Origin of the sequence: Marinicauda salina, assembly GCF_003122085.1 — a bacterium.
Classification (GTDB): domain Bacteria; phylum Pseudomonadota; class Alphaproteobacteria; order Caulobacterales; family Maricaulaceae; genus Maricicauda_A; species Maricicauda_A salina.
Genome location: NZ_QEXV01000003.1, coordinates 375,001 through 398,018 on the forward strand (window position 1 = coordinate 375,001; position 23,018 = coordinate 398,018).

The following is a 23,018-nucleotide window of genomic DNA, read 5'->3' on the forward strand; positions in this document are numbered from 1 at the left end:
TCGGCCGGTGGCCTGATCCATCCGCAGAGCGCCGCCGCCTGCGTTTCTCTTTCCAGAACCAACAATGTCAAAGAGCCGGTTCGAAACGTCGGCTGCCGCCGAATTCCAAACCCGCCGACCGGAGCCCCGGAGGACCCGTCCGGCGTCGGGAGCGCGGTGTCTATAGGGCCGCGAACCCGTCGTCAACGCCTCTTGCAGAAGTTTTTTCGTCGCCGCCGAACAACCTGCCGGAAAGCCCTGGAGCCGTCCGCATGCAGTCGCTCGACACAGTCGAGATCAACTTCCACCCTGACGCGAGGAAGCGGTCATTTAGTGAGCCGCCGCTCTCGTGTCAACCGCCATTTCCCGAGGCGCATCCGGCACATCGAGCTGCCGCGCATGGAACAAAAAGATCCGTGCCCGGCGCGAACGACACGCCGTTGATGTGCTCCGATCCAAGGCGGAGAGGCTCGGCATTATGCGGAGGTTCGCCGCCCGCCGCAAGAGGAAATCGCCGTAACGAACCCCTCTTCCGGCCGGAGGCGAGACGCCCCGTCGCCGAGGTCGCGCTGTCTACGCGCCGCGGCCTGCGGACGCAAGCGTCTTGTTGCGGTCCGCCTGCAATTTCTTCGAGACGGCCTGTCCTCAGGCGGTTTCGATATAGGCTTTCATCGCCTTGGCGTCGGCCTCGGCCTGGGCGATCTTGCGCTTGACCACGTCGCCGATCGACACGACGCCGGCGAGACTCCCGCTATTGAGCACGACGACGTGGCGAACCCGCCGGTCGGTCATCACGCCCATGAGCGTCTCGATGGTCGTATCGGGCGCGGCGGTGACCAGGTCGCGGGACATGTGGTCGGCGACCGGCTCGGACAGGGCGGACGGCCCCGCATCGGCGAGCGCGCAAACCAGGTCGCGTTCGGAGAAGACGCCGACGGGCGGTCCGTGATCCTCGGTGACGACCACCGCGCCGATGCCGCGCGCCTTCAGCTCCGCGGCGGCGTCGAGCAGGTTCGCCGACGGCCGGATGGTGAAGACGTCGGAGCCCTTGTCCTGGATGATTCGCGCCGCGTTCATGACGGCCTCCTTCACGGCTGCCATATGAGCGCGCATGATGCCTCAAGGCCGGGTCGGCGGCAAACGCCGCCGCAGGGACGCGACAGACATGGACGGTTATCGCAAGCGGCTCGCACGGGATCTCGAGCGCTGGATCGCCCAGGGGCTGGTGGATCCGGCCAATCGACAGGCGATTCTCGATTCCGCCTCCAGCGGCCGGCCCGCCTGGAGCGCGACCGGCGCGGCGGCGATCCTCGGCGCGGTGCTGCTGGGCCTCGCCGCGATCACCTTCGTCGCGGCGAACTGGGCGGAAATGGCCCGCGCCCTGCGCTTCGGCGTGATCCTCGCCGCGCTGTGGGCGGCCTTCGCCGGGGCGGCGGCCGCCTTCGCGCGCGATCGCGACGCCGTCGGCCACGCCCTCGCCCTGCTGGGCGCGGCGCTGTTCGGCGCGGCGATCACGCTCACCGCGCAGACCTTCAACATGAGCGCGTTCCGCAACACCGGCGTCCTGATCTGGACCGGCGGCGCCCTGGCGACCGCGCTGGTCCTGCCGTCGCGTCCGGTCCTCATCCTCGCCGCGCTGCTCGGCGCGGCCTGGGCGGTGCTCGAAAGCGTCAATCCCTACGCGCCCGACATCCTGTGGAGCTATCTCGCCGTCTGGGCGCTCACCGCCGCGGCGGCGACGCGCATGCATTCGCTGGTGAGCTGGACGCTGCTCGCCATCGGGCTGTTCGTCTGGCTGGGCTTCACGATGAAGAGCTTCGTCGACGCCGGCGCGCTGTTCGAGCTCGAGGCCTTCGCGCTCTACGCCCTCATCGCCGCGGCGATCGCGCTGGCCGCCTCGGCGCTCCGCGAGGCGCGTCTGGCCGGCGCCGGCGTGCTGAGCAACTGGGCCGCGATCGCGGGCCTCCTCGCCGGCTGGGCGCTGCAGTTCCCGATCGCAGCCTACGTCCGGACCGTCGAGCGCGCCGAACGCGCCGACTGGCTCGACCCGGGGACGCGATGGGCCGAGGTGTTCGGCCCGGAGAGCGGGGCGTTCCTGGTCCCGGCGCTCGTCGCCGGCGGCGTCATCCTGGCCTGCGGGCTCTACGCGCGGGCGCGCGGACGACTCGAAACGAGTGCGCTCGCAGCCGTTCTCGCCGCGACGGCCTTTCTCATCGCCCTGCCCTTCATCGCCCGCGCAGCCGGGCCGGAAGCCGTCGCGGCGCTGCGCATCGGCATCGGGGCCGCCGTCTACGCCGTCGCCGTCGGTCTCATCCTCCAGGGCGCGCGCGGCGAGCGGCGCGTCATCGGCGGGATCGGCGTCGCCGCCTTCATCCTGCAATCGATCTATGTCTACGCGACGCTGTTCGGCGACCTGCTCGACACGGCAGTGTTCTTCCTCGTCGGCGGCGCGCTGCTGCTCGGGCTGGCGTTCGCGGCGGCGCGATGGCGCGGCCGTCGCCAGGCGGGAGGCGGATCATGAACCGCACGGCCCGCCTCCTCGCCATCGCCGCGGCGATGACGGCGATCCTCGCCGGGCTTGTCGGCCATCACGCCTGGCGGCGCGAGCATGGCGCCGAGATCCGCCTGGCGATGGAGCCGGTCGATCCGCGCGACATCCTGCTCGGCCACTATGTGGCGATCCGCACGCCGATCCACCGCCTCGACACGCGCGATCTGGACGGACCTGCTGAGGGGTGGCGCCGCGGCGAGGCAGTCTTCGTCGCACTTCGCCGCGACGAGGACGACGCCTGGTCGCCGGTCGCGATCGCGCGCACGCGCGCAGCCGCCGGCGCGAACGATCGCGTCGTCATCCGCGGCCGCGTCGAGCGCGTGTCCGAGGCGCTGGATTTCGCCGAGGTCGAAGAGACCCGGCCTGAAGGCGAAGTCGCGACCCGGCGCGAGCCCGTTGAAGGCAGCGCCCGTCCCGCGCTGTCGGTGCGATACAATCTGGAGCGCTATTTCGCGCCGGAGGACGCCGCGCTCGCCCTTGAGGACATGCGCCGCGAGGACCGGCTCAGGCTGATCGTGTCGGTCGGCGAGGACGGCGGGGCGATCATCAAGGGCCTCGAGATCGACGGCGAAGCCCGCTACGAGACGCTGTTCTGAACGGTCAGAACCGGCGCCGGCGAAACGCCGCGACGAAGGCCGGATAAAAGAACACCCCGACCGCCAGCCCGCCGACATGGCCCGCCCAGGCGATCGGCAGGAAGAAGGCGAGGCCCAAGAGCGCAAGCAACATGTTCACCGCCAACCACGGCAGCGCCAGCTGCATCATCCCCGCGCGGCCGCCGCTGGCCCATCCCGCTCCCGCGAGCACGCCGGAGACCGCCGTCGAGGCGCCGACCATGTAGCTGGCCTCGTTGGCGAAGACGAGCTGGTGCAGGACCGCGCCGCCGATCGCGGCGGCGAAGAAGAAGGCGAGAAACCCCGCAGCCGCGCGCCAGCCCCGCCCGAAGGGCCGCGCCGCCGCCGCGCCGAAGGCCAGAAGCGCCATCGTGTTGATCGCCGCGTGCAGCCAGCCGGCGTGGACGAAGACGTGGAGCACGTAGGGCGTCAGCCCGCCGAGCGGGGGCGTCGGGAATTGCTGCCTGAGGTCTCCCGTCGCCAGCGCCCCGAGCCACAGGCTGAGCCGGTGATACGTCCCGCCCGCCGACAGCGTGTCGAGCAGCTGGCCGACGAGGATCACCGCGCACAGCCCGAGCACGACGCCGGGAATGGCGTTGAAGACCGGGCCGCCGCGCGGCGGCGGCGTCCTTGCTCCCCGCGGACGGTCCCAGGGGTCCGGACCCGGGCGTGGCCGGTGCGCGTAGGGCCGTTCGCCGGGATCGTCGGGCGCGCCGTCGTCTTCGGGCAGCCGGGGCGTTGTCATCGGGACTCCTGGAGGCGGCGACGGTCGGCGCATCCCGTCAACTTAGGGCGCGTCGCCTCGGCCCGAAAGGCGCGCGCTCGCCCCGGACGCCGGGTGGCAAGGCGCTTGCAGTCGACCCCGCCCGACGAACCGGAGCGGGTCAGCAGGCCCGCGGGGAGACGGAGGACGCACCCGTGCGGCACGCGCACACGAAAACGCTCCACGCCTACTGGGACGCGCGGCGCTCGGGCCGCTCGGCGCCGGCGCGCGCCGACATCGCGCCGAACGACGTCGCCGGCCTGCTCGCGCACATCTTCATGCTGCGGCGGATGGACCGAGACCACCACGTCTTCCGCATCGCGGGCACCGGCGTGTGCCGGCTGCACAATCGCGAGTTCAAGGATCAGAACTTCCTGAGCCTGTGGTCGGGCCAGGATCGCGCCCACATGACCGCCCTGCTCGAAGGCGCGCTCGCTGCGCCGGCGCCGGCTTTCGCCGTCGCCGACGCGCTGGCGATCGACGGCCGCTCGGTGGAGGTCGAGGTGTCCCTGTTCCCGCTCCGCGGTCCGGAGGGCGTGGTCGACCGGTGCCTCGGCCTGTACCAGCCGATCGGCCCGGACAGCCTCGGCGGCCGCCCGGTGATCCGCCATGTCGTCAAGGAACTGCACCCGGCGAACCTGCCCGAACCCACGATCCGCCTGTTCCGGACAGCGGCCGAGGCGCCCGCCAGCCCGGCCGCCAACGATCGGGCGCAATCGGGCGCGGTCTAGCAAAATCTTAAAACTTCCAGCGGCATCATCAGCCCCTGTGTTTCGAGAGATGCGCATGGACAGTTACGCCGAAGCCAGCCGCAAGTCGAAGAACCGACGGAAGCTCGATCGTCGCCAGATCCGCATCGCGGCTCGCGGCGCCCAGGAGCGCCGCCGGTTCCGGCGCGTGGAACTCTCGATGCCCGGACGGTATCTCGACCGCGTGCGCGGGGAATTTCCCTGCACGCTCGTCGACATCTCGCCCGGCGGCGCGCGCGTCGCCGCGGAAGTTCCCCCCGCGCTGCACGACCGAATCGTCATGCTGTTCGACGGGCTCGGCCGCATGGAGGGCGAGGTCGTCCGCGCCGGCAAGGCGGGCTTCATCGTTCGCCTGATCGCCAGCGAGCGCAAGCGCGACCGCCTCGCCGACGCCATCACCTGGCGCTACAACATGCAACGCCTCGGGCTCGACGAGGACCGCGGCGCGCCGCGGCGCGCCGGCCGGGGCCGCGCCCGCATCCGCTTCGCCGACGGCGTGACCATCGACGCCGACGTGGTCGACATCTCGGTCACCGGCGCCGCCTTCAAGTGCGAGGAGCGTCCCAGAATCGGAGAGCGCGTCCATGTCGGCGACATGGTGGGCCGCGTCGCGCGCTGGCTCGACACCGGATTCGCCGTCGCCTTCGATCCCCCGAGCGTCGAGCGGGAAGCCCGCTCCGCCTGACAATACCAGCCGATTCGGCTGCGCCGTCCGCCCCGGGCGGCCTTTCTTCCGCGTCCATCGCCGCCATATGAGCCGGAGCGGCCCGATTCTTGCCGCACGGACGGCGCAGGCTTGTCATGAGCTGACGCCGGAGATGAGGCAGATGCCGCGAGACGACGGAATCGGAATGTCCTGGTATGTGAAAGTCGAGGGCCGCGTGTACGGCCCGTACACGCCCGCCCAGATGCAGGCCTTCGTGGGCGAAGGCCGCGTCGCGGCGCACTCCCATGTCTCGGAGAACCGGGAAACCGGGTTCCGCGAGGCGTCGAGCGTCGAGCAGTTCTCCGAGTGGTTCGAGGAGGCCCGCCAGGGCCCCGAGAAGCAGCGCCCCGAACCCGCCGATGCGCGCACGGCGAACTTCGTGGTCATCGCCATGCTGGGTCAGGAATCGCGCGCCGCGTTCGAGGCGGCCCTCGCCGATTTCGGCGAGCACGAGGAGATGTCGAACGGGGTCTGGCTGCTGCGCGGGGCGACCAGCGCGGCGATCCTGAGAAACGAATTGAGCCACCTGCTGGATCGCGACGACCGGCTGCTCGTGGTCGACGCTTCGCGCGACCGCGCGGCCTGGTTCAATCTCGGACGGGACGCCGATCAGCGCATTCGCGATCTCTGGGCGCGGCCGCAGTAACCGCCGCGGTCCCGAAAAGGGGACGGGACGGGCGGGCTCAGACGGGCCCGCCCGTTTTCTTTCAGTGCGGGTCGAGCCGCTGCAGCCCCTTGGCGAAGCGCGCCGCGTTCTCCGCGTAGTGCTCGGCGCTCGCCTCGAGCATCTCGGCGACGCCCTCCCCGATCGACTTCACCACCTTGCCCGGCGCGCCCATCACGACCGAACCGTCGGGGATCTCCTTGCCCTCGGTGATCAGCGCGTGTGCGCCGATGATGCAGTTCCGGCCGATCTTCGCCCCGTTCAGGATCGTCGCGCCGATGCCCACCAGGGTGTGATCGCCGATCGTGCAGCCGTGGAGCATGACCTGGTGGCCGACCGTCACGCCCTTGCCGAGCGTCAGGGGCTGGCCGGGGTCGGTGTGCAGCACCGATCCGTCCTGGACGTTGGTGTCCTCGCCGAGCGTGATCGGTTCGTTGTCGCCCCTGAGCACCGCGCCGAACCAGACCGAGGAGCGCGGCTTCATCACGACCCGCCCGATCACGGCGGCGTCGGGCGCGATCCAGCAGCCGTCTTCGGAAATTTCCGGCGCGAGATCGTCGAGTGCGTAAACGGCCATGAATGAAGGCTCCTTCCGGGATCGGGCTGGGTTCGGGGATGTCTGTATGAAGTTACTGCGACGGCGGGACTCACACTTCGTTCACCGTCCTAGAATGACACTGCGGGTGCGATTCGAGATCAAGGTCGCGAATCGTCCCGGGCTCTGAAGCGGATCCACGGAGGTCACGGCTCGAATGCCGGTCGCCCCGCCGAGACAGGAAGACACGCCGCCGCCCTCCGCGACGCGCCCGTCTTCCGCAGAGTCCGTTCACAGCACCGCATCGTCCGCCCCTCCGCTCCCGCGCGAGGGGTTTTTTCTTGCTGTCTGGAGGTCCCGACATGGGCAAGCGAGCCGCGAAACGTCGCCAGGGCGGGTTTAACGCCGAGCATTACGAGGAGGAGAAGGTTCGCGCCCTTTTCCCCGGCGCCGGCTGGAGCCCGAACGACGCCGAGCCGATGCGCGATCAGCGTTACATGAAGAACGTGAAGCCCCGCTCGGAAGGCCAGGCGACGCTGATGAGCGCCATCGACGCCCACAATCTCGTGCTCGCGCTGGGACCGGCCGGCACCGGCAAGACCTATCTCGCCGTCTCCAAGGCCGTCGAGGCGCTCGAAGCCGGCGCGGTGAGCCGCATCGTGCTCTCGCGCCCTGCGGTCGAAGCCGGCGAATCGATCGGCTTCCTGCCCGGCGCGATGGAGGAGAAGCTCGCCCCCTATCTGCGCCCGCTCTACGACGCGCTCGCCGACCGGCTCAGCCCCAAGCGGCTCAAGGCGCTCATGGCCGAGGGTCTCATCGAGATCGCGCCGATCGCCTATATGCGCGGGCGGACGCTCAACAACGCCTTCATCGTCGTCGACGAGGCGCAGAACTGCACCTTCGGCCAGCTCAAGATGCTGCTCACGCGGCTGGGCTGGCACTCCACGATGGTGGTCACCGGCGATCCGGCCCAGACAGACCTCCTGCCGGAGATGTCCGGGCTCGACGCCATCTCCGAGCGGCTTTCCGTGCTGAGCGATGTCGGCGTGGTGCGCCTCGACGCCAAGGATATCGTTCGACACCCGCTGGTGGCCTGCATGCTCGACGTGCTGTGAGGCAGGGGCTCCGCCCTTACCCGCCCGCGGGGGAGGGTCGGGGCGAGAGTTGAACTCCCGGACGCGCCGGAGGCGCGCTCCGGGACCTTGAGGCGATTAATCTCCGAGAGGCCCCGGCTCTCCCTTCGGTCGGCCGGGGTTTCACGTCACCCCACCCTGGCCCTCCCCTCAAGGGGAGGGGACCCGAACTGAGCCGCAGACCTCCTTGCGGCGGCTCCTACCGCCCAGAACGGTCTTCCAGCCGCTCCAGGATCAGCGCCGCGGCGTCGGACACCCGCCGGCGCTCGACGTCGACGGCGGCGTTGGCTTCGCGCATGAGTTCGACGTCGATGGCGCCGATGAGCGGGGCCAGCGCGCGCGCCACGGCGGGACGCGCAGCCGCCTCCGGAGACAGCAGGATCACCGCGTCATAGGGCGGCAGCGCGCCGGCGGGATCGTCGAGCACGACGAGATCGTATGCGGCGATCCGCCCGTCGGTCGTGTAGGCGGTGACGGCGTCGACGGCGCCGTCGCGGACCGCGCCGTACATGAAGGTCGCGTCCATGTTGCGCTGCTCGGCGCCGGCCAGCCCGTAGGCCTCGCGCACCCGCGTCCATTCGGGCCGAGCGAAGAATTCCGGATCCGAGCCGATCGAGAGCCCGTCCAGGCTCGACAGCGCGCCGATGGTGCGCGCGGGCAGGCGTGCCGCCGTCTCCTGCGTCACCGCGAAGCCGTAGGCGTTCTCGTAGCCCAGCCGGCCCAGCATCAGCACGCCGTGGGTTTCAAGCAGCCAGGCGCTGGTCTCGGCGTACATGCGGTGCCGGTCGATCGGCTCGGAGCGGTTCATGATGTTCGCCCAGAGCGTGCCGGTGTAGTCGACATAGACGTCGACCTCGCCGGAGACGAGCGCGTCGAAGACCACGGTCGAGCCGAGATTCTCGCGTCGCCGCACCGTCGCGCCGGCGGCCTCCAGCCGCGCGGCGAGCACGTCGGCGAGAATGTACTGCTCGGTATAGCTCTTCGAGCCGATCACCACCGGTTCGCCGCCGAAGGCGTCGGCGTCGTCGGCGAACACGGCCGAGCGGCCGGCCCCGGCGGTTCCGCCGCGGGGGATCATCGTCGGCGCCAGCGCGCCGGCGATCAGGGCGACCAGCGCGGCGCCGGCCGCAAGGGCGCGCGGGGCCTGGCGTCGCGCGGCGGCGACCTCGAGCTGGCGGATGAGCTGATCGAGGACGAGCGCGAGCACCGCCGCGGCGATGCAGCCGAACACGACCGTCGTCCAGTTGCGGGTCTGCAGACCGGAGAAGATGTAGTTGCCCAGCGACGTCGCCCCGACCGGCGTGGCCAGCGTCGCGGTGCCGACGATCCACACCGTCGCGGTTCGCACGCCGGCGACGATGGTCGGCAGCGCCAGCGGCAGCTCGACGCGCGCCAGGCTCTGGACCCGCGTCATGCCGACCCCGCGCGCGGCCTCGAGGATGGGCGGGGCGACGCCCTGCAGCGCCACGATGGTGTTCCTGAGCACGGGCAGCACGCCGTAAAGCGTGAGCGCGATGAAGGCGGGCGCGAAGCCGATCGTCCCGCCCAGCAGCGGCACCATCAGGGCGAGCAGCGCCAGCGAGGGGATGGTCTGCATGACGCTGGCGACGCCGAGCGCGGGCCCGGCGAGCGTCTTGTTGCGCGAGGCGAGCACGCCCAGCGGCAGCGAGATCGACAGACCGGCGGCCAGCGCGAGCAGGGACAATCGCATGTGCCCGCCGAGATAGTCGGGCAGGCGCGCCATCGGATCGGCGAGCTGGTCGAGGAGCGGCTCAAGCATCGCCGTCCTCCAAGCCCGCCCGCCGGGCGAGCGCCTCGACGCGGCGCGCCTCGGCCATGGGCGTGGCGACCAGGCGGGCGACCGTCTCGTCGGCGGGCCTGGCGAGCAGGTCCTCCGGCGGGCCGTATTGCAGCAGCCGGCCGGCGTCCATCACCGCGATGCGCTCGGCCAGCAGGAGCGCCTCGGCCATGTCGTGGGTGACCATGACCGCGGCGAAGCCGAGCTGGCCGCGCAGGTCCTGGAAATCCTCCCTGAGGGCGTCGCGGGTGAGCGGATCGAGCGCGCCGAACGGCTCGTCCATCAGCACCAGCGGCGGCTCGGCGGCGAGCGCGCGGGCCACGCCGACGCGCTGGCGCTGACCGCCGGAGAGCTGGGCGGGCTTGCGAGCGCGGTATTCGTCGGGATCCAGGCGGACGAGCTCGAGCAGCGCGTCGACGCGATCGGCGATGCGCGCGGCGTCCCAGCCCAGCAGCTGCGGCGTGACGGCGATATTCTCAAAGACGCTGAGATGGGGAAACAGGCCGTCGCCCTGCATCACCCAGCCGACGCGCCGGCGCAGCGCGACCGGGTCGACCTCGGAGGCGTCGCGATCCTCGATGATCACGCGGCCGGCGCTCGGCTCGAGCAGCCGGTTGATCATCTTCAGCGTGGTGGTCTTGCCGCAGCCGGATTCGCCTACGATGGCGACGAGTTCGCCCCGTCCTGCGGCGAACGAGACCCCGTCCACCGCGCGCACGCCGCCCGGGTAGGTTTTCGCGAGCCCCTCGACGGAGAGGACCACCGAGACCGCCTCAGGCCTCTTCGAGATCGATGTCGAGAATGGTGATCTCGAAGGAGTAGGAGGTCTCGCCCTCCTCGACATTCTTGGAGACGACGCCGAGGCATTCGCCGCCGATATAGATCTCGGCGCACTCGTCGGGGCGCTGGCGCATCTGCACGCGCAGCTCCGGGTTCAGCTTGGACTGGAGGAAGGCCTCGACCTTGGCCGCTTCGTCGCGGTTGAAGACGGGAGTGGACACGGCGCTTGCGACCTCGCGTTTCTGGTTGGGGGAGGAATATGCGTCGCCGCGCAGCCTACAGGCCCGGCCGCGCGGATCAACATGGGGCGCCCACCGTTCGGCGTCAGCCGCCCTGGGGATGGTCGCCGCGATCGGCGCTCGCGCCGGCGTCGGCGCCGGCCGATTCCGTCAGCGTCTGGTCCATGGTCCGCGCCGGCTCGGCGCATTCGCCGACCGCCCGGGCGGGCACGCCGGCGACCGTGCAGTGGGCCGGCACGGATTTCAGCACGACCGACCCCGCCGCGATGCGCGCCTCCTCGCCCACGGTGATGTCGCCGAGCACCTTGGCGCCGGCGCCGATCAGCACGCCGTTCCCGATCGTCGGATGGCGCCGGCCCGCCTCGGAGCCGGTGCCGCCCAGCGTCACCTCGTGGAGCAGGGAAACATTGTCGCCGACGACGGCGGTCTCGCCGATCACGACGGCGGTCGCATGGTCGACCATGATGCCCTTGCCGATCCGCGCGGCGGGATGGATGTCGACGCCGAAGCGCTCGGAGATGCGGCTCTGCAGGTGGAAGGCCAGCGTCTCCCGGCCCTGCTCCCACAGCCAGTGGGCGATGCGGTAGGATTCGATGGCGTGATAGCCCTTGTAATAGAGGAAGGGCTGCAGCAGCGAGCGGCACGCCGGATCGCGCTCGTCGATGGCCATCATGTCGGCGGCCGCGCGTTCGGCGATCTCGGGATCGCTCTTGAGCGCGTCGAGAACGACGTCGTGGACGAGGATGGCGTCGAGCTGCGGATCGGCGATCTTGGCGGCCAGGCGCTGGGCGAGCGCGTCCGTGAAACGGTCATGGCGCAGGATCGCCGCGTTGAGGAAGCTCGCGAGCACGGGCTCCTCGGCGGCGGCCGAGGCGGCCTCCATGCGCAGGCGGCCCCAGATCGCCTTCTGCGCGGTCTCGGCGTTCGCCGGCGCGTCGTCGGCGCGGCGGGGGCTTTCGGCGAGGCTCATGGGGCCTCCTTTCGCGGCTATCGCGCGGACGGCGGCTCGGCGAGGATCGCCGCGGCCAGCGCGTCGGGCAGCATGCCCTTCCGGGCCATGTAGTCAGCCTTGGCCAGCATCGCCAGCGTGAAGCCGTCGCGAATCTCGCCGCTCATCGCCATTTCGAGCGCGGCCTGGAAGGGCTCGCGGCGCTGCGTGATGTCGGCCTCGGCGCCTTCGGGGGCGGCTTCGCCGCGCGCAAGATCCCAGGCGAGAAAGGCGATCGCGCGTTCGTCGGTGACCGAGTTCGAGACGTCGAAATCGAGAATCTCGCGCCAGTTAGCCGCCGTCAGGCCGGTCTCCTCCAGCAGTTCGCGCTTGGCGCTCTCGAGCGGCGGGACGTCGGGCTTTCCCCCGCCCTCGGGCAGCTCCCAGGAATGGGCATCCAGCGCGAAGCGGTGCTGGCCGACCAGCATCACCGTCCCGTCGGCGAAGACCGGCACGACACCGATCGCGAGATGGACCGGCGAGACCACGCCGTACAGCCCCGGCGCGCCGTCCGGCTTGAGCACGTCGTACTCGGTCACGGTGAGCCAGGGATTGCGATAGCCGACGCGCTCGGCGCGGATCGTCCAGGGGCCGCGGCGCCGTTCGTCTTGCGTGTCGTCGCTCATGGGCGCCTCGCGCCGGGGCTCAGCGTCCCGCGGCGGCGTCCAGCTGGGCGATCAGCTTCGGCGTCGCCAGCCCGCGCAGCACCTGCTCGGCGTGGAAGTCGATGACGTCGTCGAGCGAGAGATGGCTGCAGTCCGGCCGGCCGTGCGGGAAGTCCGGGATCGTCACCGCCAGCATGGTCAGCCCGTGCGCGCCGGCCCACACGCTCGCCGCGGCGAGCTCGGGATCGACGTCGCGGAACCAGCCCGCCGCGATCGAATCCGTGATCATCGCCTCGAGATGCTCCGCCGCGGCGAAGCCGTACGTGCCCTCCTCGACGCTGTGCTCGGCGCGCCAGCCGCCGGTGAAGGCGAGCTTGTAGTGGGAGGGCTGCTCCAGCCCGGTCTCGACATAGGCGCGCATGCATTCGGGCGTCAGGCGCGGGCCGTCCTTGACCGGCCGGTCGGCGGCGAGCATGCGCGAATAGAGGCGCTCGAAGAACTGCTCGCGGATCTCCTCGAACAGCGCCTCCTTGGAGTCGAAATACTTGTAGAGCGCCGCCGGCGAGTAATCGATGCGCTCGGCGATGCGGCGCATCGAGATGCCCGCCTCGCCGTCCTCCATGAAGATGTCCTCGGCCGCGCCGATGATGGCGTCGCGCACCTTGCGGCGGCGGCGCTCGGCCGGGCTCAGCTCCTCGTTCGCGGCGGTCTGCGCAGCCATGCGCGCGGGCTCCTCGGTTCGATCGCGTGTCGGTTTCCGCCTCACCGGCGGCTTGCGCGCGATGATACGGATCATTGATATAACGGCGCGTGAAACCGCCCGTCAAAACCGACCGACATTCTCCGCCCCGCCAGGAGCTCCCCGCATGACCGATTTCGCCGCGCCGGCCTTCCCCGTCGAAGGCGAGCCGCTGGAGGCCGCCCACACGAGCCCGGACACGCTGACGCTGCAGGCGCGCCGACGCTCGACGGTGGCGAAGAACATGGGCGAGCCCGGCCCCTCCCCGGACCAGCTCAAGACGCTGATCAATATCGGCGCGCGCACGCCCGATCACGGCAAGTTGTTCCCCTGGCGCTTCATCGTCTTCGAGGGCGAGGCGCGCGCGAAGTTCGGCGCGATCCTGGAAAAGGTGCTGCGCGAGGCCGAGCCCGGCGGGCCGGAGGAGCGCTACGAGCTGGAGCGCAACCGCTTCCTGCGCGCCCCCGTCGTCATCGGCGTCGTCTCCGACGTGACCGAGAATTACAAGATCCCGGAATGGGAGCAGGTGCTCTCGGCCGGCGCGGTCTGCATGAACCTGCTGATCGCGGCGCGCGCCATGGGCTTCGCCGCCCAGTGGCTCACCGAGTGGTACGCCTATGACCGGCGGGTCAAGCGCGCGCTGGGCCTCGAGTCCGGCGAGCGCATCGCGGGCTTCATCTATGTCGGAACCGCGACCGAGGCGCCCGCCGAGCGCAAGCGCAAGCCCCCGCGCGTGGAGCGGTGGGAGGGGTAGGCGTCAGGCGGTGGCGCCTCGCGCCGCCGCAACGTCCCGCATCACGCGTTTCCCGGCGTCCGACCGCATCCGGTAGGTGGAATGACGCAGGCGCGGCGTCCACCAGTTATTGCCATCCCGGGAGCCCGCAGGGCTGTCCGGAACATACCGGAATCACGAAGAACCCGGATATCTCGACTCTCGTTTTCCTGACCCCGGATCGGGGTCCGGGGTGAACTCCAGTCAGGACCCAGCGATCGACGGGCGCGGCGCGTCCTCTCTGGGCCCCAGCCTTCGCTGGGGAAACGCGCCAGGGCGCAGGTCCGCCTCCCGCCTGAAGCGACCATCTGCGTCTGCCGGTTCAGGGCGTCGTAGGAGAATGTATGGGTAAAGACGAGTTGGCCCGCGTCGCCCGCAGGCGCGCAGCGCCGAGGACGCGCATGACGTGAAATCCCGTCGCCCGCAGGCGCGCAGCGCCGAGGACGCGCATGATGTGAAGTCCCTCGCCCGCCGCGGCGGGATCAAACACCGCGCGCGTGCGCGCCCCGGTGAGGTCGTACTCGTAGGTCCACGTCCCCTCCGGCGTGACCATCTGCGTCTGCCGGTTCAAGGCGTCGTAGGAGAAGGTGTGCGTGAAGACGAGCTGGGGCGACGTGTCCGCATCGGTGTAGCGGCGCCGCTCGACGACGTTGCCGTTGGCGTCGAGCGCGGTCCAGTCGCGTCCGCCATGGGGGTAGGTCGTGACGGCGTCGCGGCCGTAGGCGTCGGTGCTGATGCGCGTGCGCCAGTAATTCGCCGCGTCGGGCTCGCCCGCCTCGTTGACCGCGCAGTCGGCGTCATGGTCCTGGCGCGACTGCCAGTAGAAGACCGGCCGGCCCAGCGTCCCGATCGCCATGCGGCGCATCGTGCGCTGGATGTAAGATATTTAGAAGCAAGCGCAAATCCCCATATTTTATTGAATATGAAACGATTACGACTTTCATATTTCACATTAAGTCGGAGATCCGAGGCCTCCCTGCAGATTTGCCTGTTCGTATTAGACCGCGCCCACCAACTTCGTATAATCTATAATCAAAGAAATTTCCTCTTTCATCTGGGCTGTCAAAACCAAACGATATCAACATTATATCATGATAATCCCCAAACTGGTACTCGGCATATACTCTTGCACCTAATTGCGTGGGCATTGTATAAAAGAATCGCCTACCGTTCCTTTCTACAATTATTATCTTTTCATCCCCATTCGATGAAATGATATTACAATATTGAATCTCTAACCTGGTATGATCGCTCGTGTTTCCTTGAATAATCAATTCTGGATTTATCACGCAATGATTCAAATCATTTTCACCAATTTGCTGTACCGTCGTTTCTCTTTTTGGCACACAAGCGGTAAGGAGGGCAGGCAAAGAAAGAAAAGCTAATAATACAATGGGTCCGCGGATCAGCATATAGATATTTCTATTCATAACGATCTTCGTCCTTCAGTGCGTCATTCGGATCAATACGCTGGTTATCAACAACCGCCTCAAAATGCAGATGCGCATCTGCATTTTGAGGAACGTTCCCCGTTCGCCCAACCGTTCCAATTTGATCGCCCGCTTCGACGCTGTCTCCATTCTCGACAGCCCTGTCTTCCATATGATGATAACGCGTAACCGAACCATCTGGATGGTAGATTTCGGCTCCGGTGCCGTAGCCATCAGGGTCATCGACGGCAACCACCCGACCTTCGCCTGATGCCACGACAGGCGCACCCTCCTCTGCCTGAATATCTATGCCGTTATGAGTCCGGCCCCCAGACCTCGGAGATCCATATTCGCCGCTTCCTTGTCCACGGCTCGTGTCACGTTCCGTCAAGCTCTCGCCGCTAGGTAAGGGGTCCTCGCAACTTCCTCCACTCGATTGCCCTTCCTCAGGAGTCGCCGCGCACTCCCCACTCGGATCCGTCGCGTTGAACGGATCATTCCCCACATACGCGTAGAGGTTCATCTGGTCTTCGTAGCCGATCGGGTCGACCTCGAGGAGTTGGCCGGAAACGCGTTCGATCCGGGGGATCGAACGCCCGGCCGACGCCGAGCGCGGGGGGTCCCGGATCAAGTCCGGGATAAAATCCGTAGCGCGCCCGGTAGTAGAGGAACTCCGTCTCGGGATTCCCCCGGTCCCCCGCCTTCGCGGGGGCAGGCAAGCCGGGGGCAGGCTCCGCGGCCCCGGACGGCGTCCGGGGCGAGGACGGGCGACGTTTTCTGTCAATCCGGCCCGCCGCAGGCCAAGCCATTATTCCGGGTTTCCCCCAGCGGAAGCTGGGGCCCGGAGAGGACGCGCCGCGCCCTTGGCTTTCCGCGCGCCCGACCGCGTCCGGTTGTCATCCCGGCCGGAGCGCGCAGCGCGGAGCGCCGGGATCCACCCGACTCGCGAACAGACGTCGGGAAGGGTTGTCGGTAGATCCCGGATAGCCCTGCGGGCTTCCGGGATGACAATCTGATCTCGAATGGGCGGTCCCCATCCCGAGGCTCCCGCGGCCTGCGCCCGCGAAGGCGGGCGAGGCGGGAGCCCAGGGAGATCGCGGCCTGCGATCGCTGGTTTCCCGCCTGCGCGGGAAACCCGGTGAGCCGGTCCGCCGGATCGGTCGCGACGCGCCGGCCACGAAGAGGACTCGCCGCCCCCTACCCCGCCCCGATCACGGCGTAGTCGCGGGTCTCGCAGGCGAGCGCGCCGGTCTCGTCATAGACGCGCAGCACCGCGTCGAGGCCGGGATTGGCCGGAGCGCCGCGATAGCGCGCCGGGGCGCGGCCGCGGGCGCGCTCGGCGGCCGGCGTCTCCCGCGCGCCCACGACGAGGCGCGAGAGCGGGCCGGTCGCCTCGCCGAAGAGCGGGCCGGACTGGGCGAGATCGAGCGTCTGGCCGGCGCCGCGGCCCTTGACCTCGAGCGACCAGAAGCCGGGTCCGCCCTCGGCCCAGGCCGACAGCGTGCGGACGCCGCCGTCATAGACGAGCGCCATCCGGCAATCGGCGGACGGGTCGAAAGGCGCGCGGCCCGGCGGGTCGGCCGCCGCCAGCGCGGCGGTCGAGACGGCGAGCGCGAGCGCGCCGGCGAGAGGTCTGAATGCAGTCATGGTCTCCTCCATCGGTCGGAGAGAAATCGGCTCGCGAGGGGGCGCGGCGCGCCGGCCGCGCCCGCCCGCGGACAGGCAGGGCGATCTAGTTGCCGCCCTGGACGACCAGCGAGACATTGCCCGAGCCGCGCTGGCGCACGTCGGCGGTCTGGCCGTCGCCGACCTGGATCACGCCGAGTGCGTTGTTCGAGCCGGCCTGGTCGGTCTTGGCGTAGTTGTCGGTCCCGATCTGGGCGACGCCGACGAGATTGTCGCGGCCGGTCTGGATCGTGACCGAGTCGTTATAGGCGCCCTCCTGGCCGACGACGGCGTCGTTGCGCCGGCCGGCCTGGTCGACGATCGCGTCGTTGGCGTAGCCGCCCTGGCTCACCACGACGTCGTTGGCCGCGCCGCCCTGGTAGGTGCGCACATAGTGGCGCCAGCCGCGCTGCGAGACGTCGAGCCGCTGGCGGTAGCCGTTCTGGCGGCCGGCGATCTCGTTGGCGTAGCCCTGCTGGCTGATCGAGACGTGGTTGCGCGATTGCGCCTCGGCGGCCGACGAAACGCCGGCGAGCGCGAGGAGGCTCAGGGTCGAGGCGAGTGCGATGCGAAGTTTCATGACGGGTCTCCGTTGTCCGTTTCGCGCGGCGCGTTCGTGCGCCGTGCGTCCGTTCTCGCAGAGCCGCCATGAACGGACGCGGAGCGCGCCGTTCAGCGCGCGATCACGTGGGTGAACGGGGCGTTCAGGGGGCGGTTCGCGGCGCGCTCGCCCCGTTCGCCGGGTCTCCCGCGACCTGCACCCGCGAAGGCGGGTGAGGCGGGAGCCTGGAGACGTCAATGCGCCGACATCCCTGGGTTCCCGCCTGCGCGGGAATGACGGGTTGGAGGACTGCGCGGGAATGACGGGTTGGAGGATATCGAGGCGTCTTCGTCATCCCCGAAGCCGAAGGCTGTCGGGGACCCAGAGAGCATGGCGCGCCGCCCCTGGACCGTTCGCTGCTTTGACCAGTCCTCCGGATCGGGGAGAGGGAAATTCCGCATCCGGGTCATCCCGGCCGGCCGTCAGGCCGAGCCGGGATCTACCGACAGCGCTTCCAGACGTCGGTGTGCGAATCCGGTAGGTCCCGGCTCTCCGCGCTTCGCGCTCCGGCCGGGATGACGCCCACATTGTATTGAAGAAGGCCGCCCCCTACCCCCGCCCCCGATACGGCTGCACCCCCTGGTCGGGGATCCACAGGCCCGCCGGCGCCTCGCCCCACTGGGCGAAGACGTCGATCGGGATGCCGCCACGGGGATACCAGTAGCCGCCGATGCGGAGCCATTTCGGACTGATCGCCTCGACGAGGCGCTTGCCGATCATGGTCGTGCAGGCCTCGTGGAAAGCGCCGTGGTTTCTGAAGCTTGTCAGGAAGAGCTTCAGCGATTTCGATTCCACGATCCACTTGTCCGGCGCGTAGTCGATGACCAGGTGGGCGAAGTCCGGCTGGCCGGTCACCGGGCACAGCGAGGTGAACTCGGGGCAGGTGAAGCGGACGAGATAGTCGGCCTCGCGCTCGGGGTTCTCGACGCGCTCGAGCGTGGCGGCGTCGGGGCTGTCGGGCGCCTCGGCGGCGCGGCCGAGCTGGCCCAGGGTTTCGTAGCGCGGATCGGTCATGGACGCCGACTTAGCCGGGCCGGCCGGGCGCGGCAATACGCGGCCGCGCTCACGAGACGCGCTTGGGCTCGGGCGCGAACGGACTCAAGCCCAGCCAGTCCTGCATGCCCGAAGCGATGTCGGGATCGCCGTCGACGGAAAGATCCGCCCGCTCCGTCGCGTCGGCGACCGTGTCCAGCCCCATCCAGATCGCGGTCATCGTCCGCAGATGGCCGGTGACCAGCAGGTCGAGCTCGAAGCCGGGATCGACCGAGCACAGATCGACGGTCGCGTCGGGATCGACGATCAGCCACCAGCGCGATTCCGCCGCCGGCCGGTCGGTGAAGTGGAACTGGATGACGCAGCGCCGCTCGGGCAGCGGGTCGGGCTTCAGATTGCGCCGCATGTCCCACATCAAGAGCGAGGGATCGAGCTTCTCAAGAGAGGGCTCGGACTCCACCCAGCGCTGGCCCCACACGCCGATGGCCTCGACGACGGCGCGCAGATCGCGGCCGGCCTCGGTGAGCGCGTACTCGTGCCCGCCGGAGACCGGCTTGCGCTCGACGATGCCGGCGGCCTCGAGGTCCTTGAGCCGCTGCGAAAGCAGCGCCGGCGACATGCGCGGCACGCCGCGGCGCAGATCGTTGAACCGGGTCGAGCCGGCGACGAGCTCGCGCAGCAGCACCATCGTCCAGCGCGTGCACAGCACCTCGGCGGCCATCGCGACGGGACAGAACTGCTTGTAGTCGACCTGCATGCGCGGGACCTCCTGAGGCGCGGCGCGGGATTCAATTTATGAACTATGCGGCCGGGGGTCGGCAACGTAGCGTCCGGACATCGGCTTCAGCTCACACGGAGGACAGGATGAGCGCGACGCTTTTCGAACGCCTGGGCGGCGAGAACGGGATCAAGGCCATCGCGAATGATCTCGTCGAGCTGCACGTCAAGAACCCGATCATCGGGCCGCGCTTTGCGGGGTCCGACAAGGCGGCGGTCAAGCAGACCGTGGCCGAGTTCTTCATCACCGGCTCGGGCGGGCCGGAAGTCTACAAGGGCGAGGACATGGTCACCGCCCACAAACACATGAACATCAACGGCGACGAGTTCGTCGCCGCGCTCGACGACGCCATGGTCGCGCTCGACAAGAACGGGATCGGCGAGCCCGAAAAGCAGGAGACGCTGGCCATCCTGTTCTCCATGCGCGGCGAGGTGATGCACCAGTAGCGGGCGCGCCCGGCGCGGCGCGTCTAGTCCACCGGGATCGCGGTGCGCGTGAACACGCGCCGCATGGCGATGTTGGAGATCAGGCGCGCCACGCCGGGCAGGCCCGACAGCCGCTCGCGGTGGACGCGCTCGTAATCGCGCGCATCGCGCACCAGCAGGCGGAGGAGATAATCCTCCGCGCCGGTCATGAGATAGCACTCCATGACCTCCTCGACGCCCTCGACGGCGCGCTCGAAGGCCTCGAGCGTCTCGCGCTTCTGGTTCTCCAGCGTCGCCAGCACGATCACCACCAGGCCGCGGCCGACCTGCTCGGCGTCGAGCAGCGCGACATAGCGCTCGATCACGCCGGCGGCCTCGAGCGCGCGCACCCGGCGGTGGCAGGCCGAGGCCGACAGCCCCACCCGCTCGGCGAGTTCGGCGTTGGGCAGCCGGCCCTCGCGCTGCAGCTCGGCGAGGATCGCGGCGTCGATCGCATCCAGGCGCATGGGCTTCTCCTTCGAACGGACGACCGCAGCGGGCGGAATCCCGCAAGGGCGATCGAATGATGCTCTGCTATTCCGATCTTGGTTTGACGATTATTGCAAGTTCGTGAAGCAACTTGCCTGATCTGCGGCGTCGGACCTATTTTCCGCGCAACGATAGACCGGAGACCGGCGGCGCTGCGCGCCGGTTCCCCAAGGAGGAGATCGTCATGCGCGTCGGCGTGCCCAAGGAGATCAAGGTCCACGAATACCGCGTCGGGCTGACGCCCAACGGCGTCGCCGAGCTGGTCGGCCACGGCCACGAGGTGTTCGTCGAGACGACCGCCGGCGAGGGAGTCGATTTCACCGACGCCGAGTACGAGACCGCCGGGGCGACGATACTGCCCGACGCCGATTCCGTGTTCGAGAAGGCCGAGCTCATCGTCAAGGTGAAGGAGCCCCAGCCGGTCGAGTGCGCCCGGCTGAAAGACCACCACACCCTGTTCACCTATCTCCACCTGGCGCCCGATCCGAAGCAGGCCGAGGGCCTGATGAAGTCCGGCTGCACGGCGATCGCCTACGAGACGGTCACCGACAAGGACGGCCGCCTGCCGCTGCTGCGCCCGATGTCGGAAGTGGCCGGCCGGATGTCGGTGCAGGTCGGCGCGGCGGCGCTGGAGAAATCCCACGGCGGCCGCGGCGTCCTGCTCGGCGGCGTGCCGGGCGTGACCGCGGGCAAGGTCGTGGTCATCGGCGCCGGCGTGTCGGGCAGCCACGCCGCGGAGATGGCCGTCGGCCTGCGCGCCGACGTCACCGTCCTCGACCGCTCGCTGCCCAAGCTCGCCGAGACGGACATGTTCTTCCGCGGCCATGTGAAGACGCGCTACTCCACGAACGCCGCGCTGGCCGAGGAGGTCGCCGAGGCCGATCTCGTCATCGGCGCCGTGCTGGTGCCCGGCGCGGCGGCGCCCAAGCTCGTCACCCGCGACATGCTCAAGACGATGAAGCCCGGCGCGGTGCTCGTCGACATCGCCATCGACCAGGGCGGCTGTTTCGAGACCTCGCACGCCACCACCCACGACGATCCGACCTTCATCGTCGACGGCATCGTGCACTACTGCGTGGCGAACATGCCCGGCGCGGTGGCGCGCACCTCGACGCTGGCGCTGACCAACGCCACCCTGCCCTTCACGCTCGCGCTCGCCGACAAGGGAACGCAGCAAGCGCTCAACGACGATCCCCACCTCGCCCGCGGCTTGAACGTCCACGGCGGCAAGATCGCCTACAAGGAAGTCGCCGAGGATCTGGGCGAGACCTACGTCAAGCCGGACTGGCTCACGAGCATCTAGGTCCGGTCGACGAACTCCCGGATCGCCGCGATGAACTCCTGCGAGGCCGGGTCGCGGCCCAGCAGGAGGTGGGCGTCGCTCTCCAGCGGGACGAACTCCGCGCCGGGAATCCGCGCGGCGATGTCGCGGCCCGTCTCGAACGGTATGCGCTGATCGCCGCGCGAGTGAAGCACGAGCGTGGGCACGTCGACCTGCTCGAGCCGATCGCGCACGTCGATGTCGCCAAAGGCGGTCAGGAAGCGCGCCGCATTCTCCGCCGACGTCGTCTGGCGCTGGAACTCGTTGAACCAGTTGAGCTCCTCAAGACTCGCCGAGGGCATGAAGGTCGACGAGAAGATCTGCCGGTAGGCGGGGTTGTTGGCGCCCCAGCCCTGACGGGTCAGCGTGATCACCGCCTCGCGCTCGGCGATCTGTTCCGGTGTGGCGTTCACGCGCCAGCCAGCGGCGTAGCCGCCGAACAGGATGAGATGGCTGACCCGGCCGGGGTGGCGGATGGCGTACTCGATCGAGACCGACGCGCCCTGGGAGATTCCCAGCAGCGGGAAACGCTCGAGCTTGAGCGCGTCGACGACCGTCTCGAGGTCGCTCACGAACGCGTCGAAGGACAAATCGCCCACGTCCCAGTCCGACAGGCCGTTGCCGCGCTCGTCATAGCGGATGAAGGTGTGGTCGCGCGCCAGCTCGCGGAAGATCGGGCTCCAGATCGGCGCGTCCCAGTCGAGCTCGAGATGGTTGAGCCAGTTGGCCGCCTTCACCAGGGGCGGCCCCTGCCCGACCGTGGCGTAGGCGATCCGCACCCTGTCCGACGCGGTGCAGAAATGGATCGACTGGCGCTGCAGCAGGCGGCGGCCGGTCGGGACGGGCTGCGGGTCGGCCGGCGCGTCGGCCTCCGGTTCGAACGCCAGGCCCGCCTCGGCGAAGCGGCGCCGGGTCTCGCGCTCGACCGCGCCGGCTTCATCGGTCTTGCCGACAGCGCGCAGCGCCTTGAGCAGCGTGTTCGCCGCTTCGGGGTCGAGCGGCGCGGCCTCGCACCAGCGCCGGGCGCCGGCGAGCGCGCCGGCGGGCGTCTGGTCGGGATGGCGCACGCAGCGCGCCACGCCCTTGAGATAGAGCGCTTCCATCTCGGCGCGTTCGGCCGTCAGCCAGTTCTGGAAATAGGCCTGGTCTGGCAGGTCGAGCCCGTCGAGCAGCGGCTCGCCGAGCCGGCGCACGTTTTCGTCCAGCGCCTCCAGCGAGATCGAATCGGCCTCGATCGCCGCCCGGGCGCGCTCGAGGTCCGTGACGAGCCTCTCCCGCGACAGCGCGACCCGTTCGCGATCGGCCATGAGGCGCACCGCGCAGGGGTCGTTTACGAGCGGGCGCAGCTTGCTCAGAGACCAGCGCAGCGCGCCGCGCGGATCGTCGGGAATATCCCAGAACAGCTCGCACAGCCGGTCGCGCCGGTGCGGACGATCGGTGACGGCGAGAAAACCCAGCAGGGCGCGGGTCTTGCGCGAAGGCGGCAGCGCCGCAGGCCGGCCCTCCCGCCACACCTGCAGGTCGCCGAGCACAGCGATTTCGAGCCCCCCGCCGCCCTGATCCATCACAAGCGCCTCCAGAATATTCAATTACCACGGGTCGTGCTGCGATTACCACGTTCGCGCCCACGCCCGTGCAAACGCCGCACGCGGAGAAGGCCGC

At 69.4% G+C, this 23,018-nt stretch carries 27 protein-coding genes; 9 read left to right on the forward strand and 18 right to left on the reverse strand.

The window, feature by feature from the left end; genetic code table 11:
* Positions 1-624: 624 nt before the first annotated feature.
* Positions 625-1,056 carry a CBS domain-containing protein gene (locus DDZ18_RS07290; protein WP_109253086.1) on the reverse strand — a complete coding sequence of 144 codons (432 nt, stop codon included), beginning with the start codon at positions 1,054-1,056 and terminating at the stop codon, positions 625-627.
* A gap of 88 nt (positions 1,057-1,144) precedes the next feature.
* Between DDZ18_RS07290 and DDZ18_RS07295 the strand changes: the two genes are divergently transcribed.
* The gene (locus DDZ18_RS07295) at positions 1,145-2,500 is read left to right on the forward strand and encodes a DUF2157 domain-containing protein (protein WP_158272096.1); all 1,356 of its coding nucleotides are present in this window, start codon (positions 1,145-1,147) and stop codon (positions 2,498-2,500) included.
* Complete coding sequence (locus DDZ18_RS13875; RefSeq protein WP_158272097.1) at positions 2,497-3,126, forward strand: GDYXXLXY domain-containing protein; 630 nt, start codon at positions 2,497-2,499, stop codon at positions 3,124-3,126. Before DDZ18_RS07295 ends, DDZ18_RS13875 begins: the two co-directional genes overlap by 4 nt.
* A gap of 4 nt (positions 3,127-3,130) precedes the next feature.
* Here DDZ18_RS13875 and DDZ18_RS07305 read toward each other — a convergent pair whose 3' ends face one another.
* The gene (locus tag DDZ18_RS07305; RefSeq protein ID WP_158272098.1) at positions 3,131-3,889 is read right to left on the reverse strand and encodes a rhomboid family intramembrane serine protease; all 759 of its coding nucleotides are present in this window, start codon (positions 3,887-3,889) and stop codon (positions 3,131-3,133) included.
* A 173-nt stretch (positions 3,890-4,062) separates the two neighbouring features.
* Between DDZ18_RS07305 and DDZ18_RS07310 the strand changes: the two genes are divergently transcribed.
* From DDZ18_RS07310 to DDZ18_RS07320, 3 genes are all read left to right on the forward strand, one after another.
* A complete protein-coding gene (locus DDZ18_RS07310; RefSeq protein WP_109252702.1) occupies positions 4,063-4,638 on the forward strand; it encodes a PAS domain-containing protein in 576 nt (191 codons plus the stop codon).
* A gap of 55 nt (positions 4,639-4,693) precedes the next feature.
* Positions 4,694-5,341, forward strand: a complete 648-nt coding sequence (locus DDZ18_RS07315; RefSeq protein ID WP_109252703.1) for a PilZ domain-containing protein — start codon at positions 4,694-4,696, stop codon at positions 5,339-5,341.
* A 166-nt stretch (positions 5,342-5,507) separates the two neighbouring features.
* On the forward strand, positions 5,508-6,008 hold the full coding sequence (locus DDZ18_RS07320; protein ID WP_233245753.1) for a DUF4339 domain-containing protein: 501 nt from the start codon (positions 5,508-5,510) through the stop codon (positions 6,006-6,008).
* A gap of 61 nt (positions 6,009-6,069) precedes the next feature.
* On the opposite strand, the gene DDZ18_RS07325 is transcribed toward DDZ18_RS07320, so the two are convergent.
* Positions 6,070-6,603 carry a gamma carbonic anhydrase family protein gene (locus DDZ18_RS07325; protein ID WP_109252705.1) on the reverse strand — a complete coding sequence of 178 codons (534 nt, stop codon included), beginning with the start codon at positions 6,601-6,603 and terminating at the stop codon, positions 6,070-6,072.
* Between the two features lie 320 nt (positions 6,604-6,923).
* On the opposite strand from DDZ18_RS07325, the gene DDZ18_RS07330 reads away from it, so the two are divergent.
* A complete protein-coding gene (locus DDZ18_RS07330) occupies positions 6,924-7,676 on the forward strand; it encodes a PhoH family protein (protein WP_109252706.1) in 753 nt (250 codons plus the stop codon).
* Positions 7,677-7,893: 217 nt separating this feature from the next.
* On the opposite strand, the gene DDZ18_RS07335 is transcribed toward DDZ18_RS07330, so the two are convergent.
* From DDZ18_RS07335 to DDZ18_RS07360, 6 genes are all read right to left on the reverse strand, one after another.
* Positions 7,894-9,474: an ABC transporter permease/substrate-binding protein gene (locus DDZ18_RS07335; protein ID WP_109252707.1), complete on the reverse strand. Its 1,581-nt coding sequence runs from the start codon at positions 9,472-9,474 to the stop codon at positions 7,894-7,896.
* The gene (locus tag DDZ18_RS07340; protein ID WP_233245754.1) at positions 9,467-10,255 is read right to left on the reverse strand and encodes an ATP-binding cassette domain-containing protein; all 789 of its coding nucleotides are present in this window, start codon (positions 10,253-10,255) and stop codon (positions 9,467-9,469) included. Before DDZ18_RS07340 ends, DDZ18_RS07335 begins: the two co-directional genes overlap by 8 nt.
* A gap of 10 nt (positions 10,256-10,265) precedes the next feature.
* The gene (locus tag DDZ18_RS07345; RefSeq protein WP_109252709.1) at positions 10,266-10,493 is read right to left on the reverse strand and encodes a DUF3126 family protein; all 228 of its coding nucleotides are present in this window, start codon (positions 10,491-10,493) and stop codon (positions 10,266-10,268) included.
* A gap of 103 nt (positions 10,494-10,596) precedes the next feature.
* Positions 10,597-11,481, reverse strand: coding sequence for a serine O-acetyltransferase (gene cysE / locus DDZ18_RS07350; RefSeq protein WP_109252710.1), 885 nt, complete (start codon positions 11,479-11,481; stop codon positions 10,597-10,599).
* Between the two features lie 17 nt (positions 11,482-11,498).
* The gene (locus tag DDZ18_RS07355; RefSeq protein ID WP_109252711.1) at positions 11,499-12,125 is read right to left on the reverse strand and encodes an NUDIX domain-containing protein; all 627 of its coding nucleotides are present in this window, start codon (positions 12,123-12,125) and stop codon (positions 11,499-11,501) included.
* A 19-nt stretch (positions 12,126-12,144) separates the two neighbouring features.
* Positions 12,145-12,825, reverse strand: a complete 681-nt coding sequence (locus tag DDZ18_RS07360; protein WP_158272099.1) for a TetR/AcrR family transcriptional regulator — start codon at positions 12,823-12,825, stop codon at positions 12,145-12,147.
* A gap of 145 nt (positions 12,826-12,970) precedes the next feature.
* Between DDZ18_RS07360 and DDZ18_RS07365 the strand changes: the two genes are divergently transcribed.
* On the forward strand, positions 12,971-13,597 hold the full coding sequence (locus tag DDZ18_RS07365; protein WP_109252713.1) for a nitroreductase family protein: 627 nt from the start codon (positions 12,971-12,973) through the stop codon (positions 13,595-13,597).
* Between the two features lie 340 nt (positions 13,598-13,937).
* Here DDZ18_RS07365 and DDZ18_RS07370 read toward each other — a convergent pair whose 3' ends face one another.
* From DDZ18_RS07370 to DDZ18_RS07395, 7 genes are all read right to left on the reverse strand, one after another.
* Positions 13,938-14,471 (reverse strand): hypothetical protein, encoded by a 534-nt coding sequence (locus DDZ18_RS07370; protein ID WP_158272100.1) that lies wholly within the window; start codon positions 14,469-14,471, stop codon positions 13,938-13,940.
* Between the two features lie 91 nt (positions 14,472-14,562).
* Positions 14,563-15,027 carry a hypothetical protein gene (locus DDZ18_RS13720; protein WP_158272101.1) on the reverse strand — a complete coding sequence of 155 codons (465 nt, stop codon included), beginning with the start codon at positions 15,025-15,027 and terminating at the stop codon, positions 14,563-14,565.
* A 10-nt stretch (positions 15,028-15,037) separates the two neighbouring features.
* On the reverse strand, positions 15,038-15,829 hold the full coding sequence (locus DDZ18_RS14225; protein ID WP_109252715.1) for a peptidoglycan DD-metalloendopeptidase family protein: 792 nt from the start codon (positions 15,827-15,829) through the stop codon (positions 15,038-15,040).
* 413 nt (positions 15,830-16,242) lie between these two features.
* The gene (locus DDZ18_RS07380; RefSeq protein ID WP_146190628.1) at positions 16,243-16,692 is read right to left on the reverse strand and encodes a hypothetical protein; all 450 of its coding nucleotides are present in this window, start codon (positions 16,690-16,692) and stop codon (positions 16,243-16,245) included.
* A gap of 85 nt (positions 16,693-16,777) precedes the next feature.
* On the reverse strand, positions 16,778-17,290 hold the full coding sequence (locus DDZ18_RS07385) for a curlin-associated protein (protein ID WP_109252717.1): 513 nt from the start codon (positions 17,288-17,290) through the stop codon (positions 16,778-16,780).
* A 570-nt stretch (positions 17,291-17,860) separates the two neighbouring features.
* A complete protein-coding gene (gene queF, locus DDZ18_RS07390; protein ID WP_109252718.1) occupies positions 17,861-18,325 on the reverse strand; it encodes a preQ(1) synthase in 465 nt (154 codons plus the stop codon).
* 49 nt (positions 18,326-18,374) lie between these two features.
* Entirely contained in the window at positions 18,375-19,061 is a 687-nt protein-coding gene (locus DDZ18_RS07395; protein ID WP_109252719.1) for a winged helix-turn-helix transcriptional regulator, read from the reverse strand.
* A 107-nt stretch (positions 19,062-19,168) separates the two neighbouring features.
* Between DDZ18_RS07395 and DDZ18_RS07400 the strand changes: the two genes are divergently transcribed.
* The gene (locus DDZ18_RS07400; protein WP_109252720.1) at positions 19,169-19,528 is read left to right on the forward strand and encodes a group I truncated hemoglobin; all 360 of its coding nucleotides are present in this window, start codon (positions 19,169-19,171) and stop codon (positions 19,526-19,528) included.
* A gap of 23 nt (positions 19,529-19,551) precedes the next feature.
* Here the strand turns inward: DDZ18_RS07400 and DDZ18_RS07405 are convergent, their stop codons facing one another.
* Positions 19,552-20,013: an Lrp/AsnC family transcriptional regulator gene (locus DDZ18_RS07405; RefSeq protein WP_109252721.1), complete on the reverse strand. Its 462-nt coding sequence runs from the start codon at positions 20,011-20,013 to the stop codon at positions 19,552-19,554.
* 206 nt (positions 20,014-20,219) lie between these two features.
* Between DDZ18_RS07405 and ald the strand changes: the two genes are divergently transcribed.
* Positions 20,220-21,338, forward strand: coding sequence for an alanine dehydrogenase (gene ald, locus DDZ18_RS07410; protein WP_109252722.1), 1,119 nt, complete (start codon positions 20,220-20,222; stop codon positions 21,336-21,338).
* On the opposite strand, the gene DDZ18_RS07415 is transcribed toward ald, so the two are convergent.
* A complete protein-coding gene (locus DDZ18_RS07415; RefSeq protein ID WP_109252723.1) occupies positions 21,335-22,921 on the reverse strand; it encodes an alpha/beta fold hydrolase in 1,587 nt (528 codons plus the stop codon). The two genes, ald and DDZ18_RS07415, sit on opposite strands and share 4 nt — an antisense overlap.
* Between the last annotated feature and the right edge of the window lie 97 nt (positions 22,922-23,018).

Excerpts from the sequence above, each read along its gene's own strand:
- DDZ18_RS07290 (WP_109253086.1), bottom strand. The coding sequence starts at position 1,056 with ATGAACGCGGCGCGAATCATCCAGGACAAGGGCTCCGACGTCTTCACC.
- DDZ18_RS07295 (WP_158272096.1), top strand. The coding sequence starts at position 1,145 with ATGGACGGTTATCGCAAGCGGCTCGCACGGGATCTCGAGCGCTGGATC.
- DDZ18_RS13875 (WP_158272097.1), top strand. The coding sequence starts at position 2,497 with ATGAACCGCACGGCCCGCCTCCTCGCCATCGCCGCGGCGATGACGGCG.
- DDZ18_RS07305 (WP_158272098.1), bottom strand. The coding sequence starts at position 3,889 with ATGACAACGCCCCGGCTGCCCGAAGACGACGGCGCGCCCGACGATCCC.
- DDZ18_RS07315 (WP_109252703.1), top strand. The coding sequence starts at position 4,694 with ATGGACAGTTACGCCGAAGCCAGCCGCAAGTCGAAGAACCGACGGAAG.
- DDZ18_RS07320 (WP_233245753.1), top strand. The coding sequence starts at position 5,508 with ATGTCCTGGTATGTGAAAGTCGAGGGCCGCGTGTACGGCCCGTACACG.
- DDZ18_RS07325 (WP_109252705.1), bottom strand. The coding sequence starts at position 6,603 with ATGGCCGTTTACGCACTCGACGATCTCGCGCCGGAAATTTCCGAAGAC.
- DDZ18_RS07330 (WP_109252706.1), top strand. The coding sequence starts at position 6,924 with ATGGGCAAGCGAGCCGCGAAACGTCGCCAGGGCGGGTTTAACGCCGAG.
- DDZ18_RS07335 (WP_109252707.1), bottom strand. The coding sequence starts at position 9,474 with ATGCTTGAGCCGCTCCTCGACCAGCTCGCCGATCCGATGGCGCGCCTG.
- cysE (WP_109252710.1), bottom strand. The coding sequence starts at position 11,481 with ATGAGCCTCGCCGAAAGCCCCCGCCGCGCCGACGACGCGCCGGCGAAC.
- DDZ18_RS07355 (WP_109252711.1), bottom strand. The coding sequence starts at position 12,125 with ATGAGCGACGACACGCAAGACGAACGGCGCCGCGGCCCCTGGACGATC.
- DDZ18_RS07360 (WP_158272099.1), bottom strand. The coding sequence starts at position 12,825 with ATGGCTGCGCAGACCGCCGCGAACGAGGAGCTGAGCCCGGCCGAGCGC.
- DDZ18_RS07365 (WP_109252713.1), top strand. The coding sequence starts at position 12,971 with ATGACCGATTTCGCCGCGCCGGCCTTCCCCGTCGAAGGCGAGCCGCTG.
- DDZ18_RS07370 (WP_158272100.1), bottom strand. The coding sequence starts at position 14,471 with ATGGCGATCGGGACGCTGGGCCGGCCGGTCTTCTACTGGCAGTCGCGC.
- DDZ18_RS13720 (WP_158272101.1), bottom strand. The coding sequence starts at position 15,027 with ATGCTGATCCGCGGACCCATTGTATTATTAGCTTTTCTTTCTTTGCCT.
- DDZ18_RS07380 (WP_146190628.1), bottom strand. The coding sequence starts at position 16,692 with ATGACTGCATTCAGACCTCTCGCCGGCGCGCTCGCGCTCGCCGTCTCG.
- DDZ18_RS07385 (WP_109252717.1), bottom strand. The coding sequence starts at position 17,290 with ATGAAACTTCGCATCGCACTCGCCTCGACCCTGAGCCTCCTCGCGCTC.
- queF (WP_109252718.1), bottom strand. The coding sequence starts at position 18,325 with ATGACCGATCCGCGCTACGAAACCCTGGGCCAGCTCGGCCGCGCCGCC.
- DDZ18_RS07395 (WP_109252719.1), bottom strand. The coding sequence starts at position 19,061 with ATGCAGGTCGACTACAAGCAGTTCTGTCCCGTCGCGATGGCCGCCGAG.
- DDZ18_RS07400 (WP_109252720.1), top strand. The coding sequence starts at position 19,169 with ATGAGCGCGACGCTTTTCGAACGCCTGGGCGGCGAGAACGGGATCAAG.
- DDZ18_RS07405 (WP_109252721.1), bottom strand. The coding sequence starts at position 20,013 with ATGCGCCTGGATGCGATCGACGCCGCGATCCTCGCCGAGCTGCAGCGC.
- ald (WP_109252722.1), top strand. The coding sequence starts at position 20,220 with ATGCGCGTCGGCGTGCCCAAGGAGATCAAGGTCCACGAATACCGCGTC.
- DDZ18_RS07415 (WP_109252723.1), bottom strand. The coding sequence starts at position 22,921 with ATGGATCAGGGCGGCGGGGGGCTCGAAATCGCTGTGCTCGGCGACCTG.